Origin of the sequence: Parafrankia soli (assembly GCF_001854695.1) — a bacterium.
In the GTDB taxonomy this organism is placed as follows: domain Bacteria; phylum Actinomycetota; class Actinomycetes; order Frankiales; family Frankiaceae; genus Parafrankia; species Parafrankia soli.
In genome coordinates, this window is the sequence record NZ_MAXA01000084.1 from 1 (window position 1) to 4,171 (window position 4,171).

The following is a 4,171-nucleotide window of genomic DNA, read 5'->3' on the forward strand; positions in this document are numbered from 1 at the left end:
ACCCCGCAAACGTGAAACTCCGCGCACCCGCAACCAGCGCGATCTCCCCCGGCGACCGCGCCACCTGATCATCAAGAAGACCCGCAACAGTAACAGGCTCTACGTCTCGGTGCAGATCGGCGGCGGTGCCAGTGTGAGGCTCGACCTCGTCGGGCAGCAGCACCGTCAGCCCGCCGACGGGCGCGCGCAAACGGCTCGCGATCGCGTTCAGCGTCGCAACGTAGCGCTCCAGCATCTTTTCGGCGCTGGCCGTTTCGTACGCGTCGCGGCGGTAGGAGAGCCGCACATGCACGGACGCGGATCCTGCACGCTCCCATACATTCACTGCGAACGTCACCGGATAGTGCGTGGCGTCATCCACGGCGGAGCCGACCACTCGGACGCCAGCCCAGTCACGTTCGTCGCGCACCTGGAAGGGCAGGTTCTGCACCACGAACAACGTGTCGAAGAGCGTTGCCATACCAGCAGACGCCTGAATGCTCGTCAGCGCGGTGTCGGGATGGTCGATGACGCGCAGCTGCTCGGACTGCACTCGCGCGAGCATCTCCTGAGCTGTCTCGAACGGGCTAAGACGCACGCGCATCGGTACCGTGTTGAAGAGCACCCCGATGGTCCGGTCCGCGTCGGGAAGCTCGGGAGGGCGGCCGGACACCGTGTTGCCGAACACCACGTCATCGCTGCCAGTCAGGCGGCTGAGGGTGACAGCCCAGGAAACCTGCAGGACTGTACCCACCGTCACTTGCGCAGTCCGCGCGGCACCGAATACCGCAGCAGCGGCCGATGGATCAAGATTGTAATGCAGATCGCCCGTGTCGATCTGCCCCGCACCGAGATCGCCACCCTCTGGCCAGAGCATCGTCGGGCCAGACAGCTCGGCGAGATAGTCGCTCCAGGCGCGGACGGCGGTCTCCGGATCCCGACCGTCGAGCCACTCAAGATACGAGCGGAATGACGCCGGTTCGACGCGATCCGCGTACCCGGGATCCGCGTAGATCGTGAGGATCTCCTCGAACAGGGCCTTCAACGACCAGCCGTCCAGCAGAATGTGCTCAAAGCTCATCGCCAGAATCCAGGAATCGGTCGACCGCTCGATGAGGGTGAACCGGATCAGCGGTGGAGTCTGGAAGTCGAAGGGCTCACGTCGCTCGGCTGCCAGGAAATCACCGATGTCCACACGGAGTTCGGACCACTCGGTGAGCGAGATGATTCGGAACGGTGCATCTGCGACAGCGGGGATCACCTGCGCCTCACCCGAGGGCACGAAGGCGGCACGAAGGTTCGGGTACCGGTCGAGCACGACCCTCACCGCGCCCTCTAGACGGTCAGGGTCGACCGCGCCTGACAACTCTCTCGTGGCCTGCGATACGTAGGCGTTGTGGTCATCCGACTCCTGCGCGCGCACCATGTGGTAAAAGATGCCGCGTTGCAACGTGGACAACGGGAGGATCTCGGCGGCTTTGCCGTAGAGGGCACGGATGCGCTCCTCCTCCTCCCACGAGATCGTGAGACGGTCGGCTCGACGAAGACGCAGCCCGCTTGGCGACTGCCTCGACAGCGTGAGCGCGAAGTCGATCTGGGCGGTCACGGTGGCGATCTCCTCCGCCAGCGCRCACGCATCCAGATCGATACCAGGGGCTGTCTCGACCTCCACCCGGACCGTTTGCGGCTCAGATGCCAGGCCCGGGCCGATCAGGATGCAGATGTCGAGCTGGATCGGATTGTCTGCGGGGATCGCGGGAACCGTTGCGATGCGCTCCGCCGCGCTACGGAACACACTGATCCGGATGTGCGGGAGAGGCAGATCGTCGAAGAATCGGCTGAGCTGCGGGCGAGCACGCAGGGACGCGTAGTCAGCCGCACGCTCGGGGCTCAGTGTAAGTGGCGAGTGGGTGCCGCCTCCGTTCGGGGTGGTCGCCGGTTCACCGAGAAGTATTGGGTAGCTCCAGACTGTGAATGCGTCCGCGGGCTCGCGCCGTTCGACGATCAGCTGGCTTTCGCCGAGTGTCCGGGCGAGCGTCCGGGCGATCGCATCCCACGCCTCGAGTTGCGTTGTGCCGCTCATCTCACGCTGTCCGGAGATCCCGACACTATGTGTCGCGAAGGCCGGTGCTTCGCCAGTATTCGACGGCAGGCTGACATCTCGCACCGCGGCGAACTGGTCGATCCAATCGTCCCAGAAGGGATCCTCGAGAACCGTGCTGAGCTCGGTGTCTGTCCGTTGATCGCCGCCAGCTCGCGGTGTCTCGATCACCAGCCGGCTCTGTGAGTCGTAGCCAGCGACAAGCTCGGCGAGCAGCGCTCCGACCGCGTCGAGGGCCTCAACGTTGTCGTGTGCGGCGACCAGTTCGCCGCTTCCGTCGTCGAGCACCCGCAGCTGCATCCCGCCGTCGCCCAATGCGAGAGCGACGTGATCAACGGCAGCACGCCACAGCACGGCATCCTGGATGTCGAATGCGGGAAGCGCAAGGCGGAAGACTGGTCGTTCCTGATCGGAGGCCGCCCCGTGAAGCCCGGAATCGAGAGCAGCCTGAACCATTTGCGCAAGATGGACGGACGCAAGCTCTGGATGCCGCGCGCCGAGGGTCAGAAACAGCCGCGTCTTCTGTAGCAGCCGTGACGAAGTGTCTTCGGAGAACAGTTCCCTGGCCGCGTTCAGGTGCAGAGCCAGAGCGCCGTCGCTACGCCTCGTGATGGAGTAGACGAGGTCGAAAAGGGCGGGCCGGGCCGGACCCGGTCCTCCGGTCGCGACCGGGACGTAGGGGACGAAGGTCGCGGCTGGGCCCGGCTCTGGATCACCCTGGTCGAGATAGGCGGCCATCACCTGGAAGAGAGGGCTAATCCCGGGAGCACGTATCGGCTGGATCGCCTCGACGACGGCGTCGAAAGGCACGAGCTTGCGCTCGTTCGCCTCAAGCATGCGCTCCCGCATGTTGGTGAGCGCTTGTCCGAACCCGTCCATCTCGTCGATGTCGGAGCGGACGACGACAGTGTTCACGAAGTAGCCGATCAGGTCGCTTAGCTCCGGTAGATCGCGCAGGCTGGCAGGTATACCGATCGGCACCGTGGTGCCGGTCCCCTCGCTCCAGAGCGCGAGGGTGAGCGCGGTCATCAACCCCTGCAGCGGTGTCGCCCTGCGCTCGATGAGCAGGGCATCCACGGCGCCGACTTCATCGTCAGACAGCACAGCGGTCGCCGGTCGGACCGTGCGCGAGTCGGTATCGGTGCGCGGGTAATCGATCGGCAGCGGAGTTTCCGTAGGGAGATCTTCGAGCGTACCGCGCCAGTACTCAAGGTCACGCCGATAGCGCGAGTCCGCATCTCGGGAGTCACCGAGCACTGCCCGGTGCCAGAGCGCGAAGTCCGCGAACTGCACGGGAAGCGCAACGAGCTCGGACGACGTGCCAGACGCCTCCTCGCGATAAAGAGCGTTCAGATCGCGGAGGAAGGGGGCGAATGATTGCTCGTCGGAGACGATGTGGTKCCCGGCAGCAACGAGCAGATCGTCTTCCTTCCGGCGGAGGAGATAGAATCGGAGGCCGTAGTCGGACGCGAGGTTTATTGGGGCGGCGACGAGTTCGGCAATCCTCGCATTCGACGCTGACGAGGGGATCTGCTCAACCGTGACGAGCGCCACGCTCGGTTCTGTGGCCGGGTGGATTCTCTGACGCAGTTCGGCGGCGTCTTCGTCGAGCACGAAGGTTGTGCGCAGGATCTCGTGCCGGGCGACGAGACGACGAACGGCCGCTTGTAGGGCACTGACGTCGACCGGTTCGCGTGATTGGAGAGCCATAACCATGCGGTAGATCGTCTTGCCAGCAATCTGGTCGGTTACCCAGAGGGCTTGCTGTCCGAAGGACGCCGGCAGGTTGGCGGGCCGTGGCAGATCCCCGATTTGCAACGCTGGAATTGTCGAGACGCTCGAGCCTTCGATGATGATTTCGGCCAGGCCCGCGATCGTGGGATGGTCGAACACGTCCCGCAGACTCAGCCCTGAACCGAGGATCGCGTTGACTCGGGCGACGACCCGTGTCGCAAGGAGCGAGTGCCCGCCGAGTCGGAAGAAGTCGTCGTCCACGGACAGGGGTGTGCCCTCGGGGAGGGCGAGTACGTCGCGGAACACCCCGGCCAGGGACAGTTCGGTGTCCGTTTCTGGGGGGCGGCCGCTGCCGGA

Annotated in this window: 1 protein-coding gene and 1 pseudogene; both read right to left on the reverse strand. The window is 65.0% G+C overall.

Annotated elements, in window-relative coordinates; all coding sequences use genetic code 11:
• A partial coding sequence (locus tag BBK14_RS09040; RefSeq protein WP_241831328.1) for a condensation domain-containing protein occupies positions 1-3,973 on the reverse strand: 3,973 nt, incomplete at its 3' end.
• A gap of 21 nt (positions 3,974-3,994) precedes the next feature.
• Positions 3,995-4,120 (reverse strand): annotated as a pseudogene (locus BBK14_RS42075) (phosphopantetheine-binding protein); the annotation flags it as partial.
• Positions 4,121-4,171 lie beyond the last annotated feature (51 nt).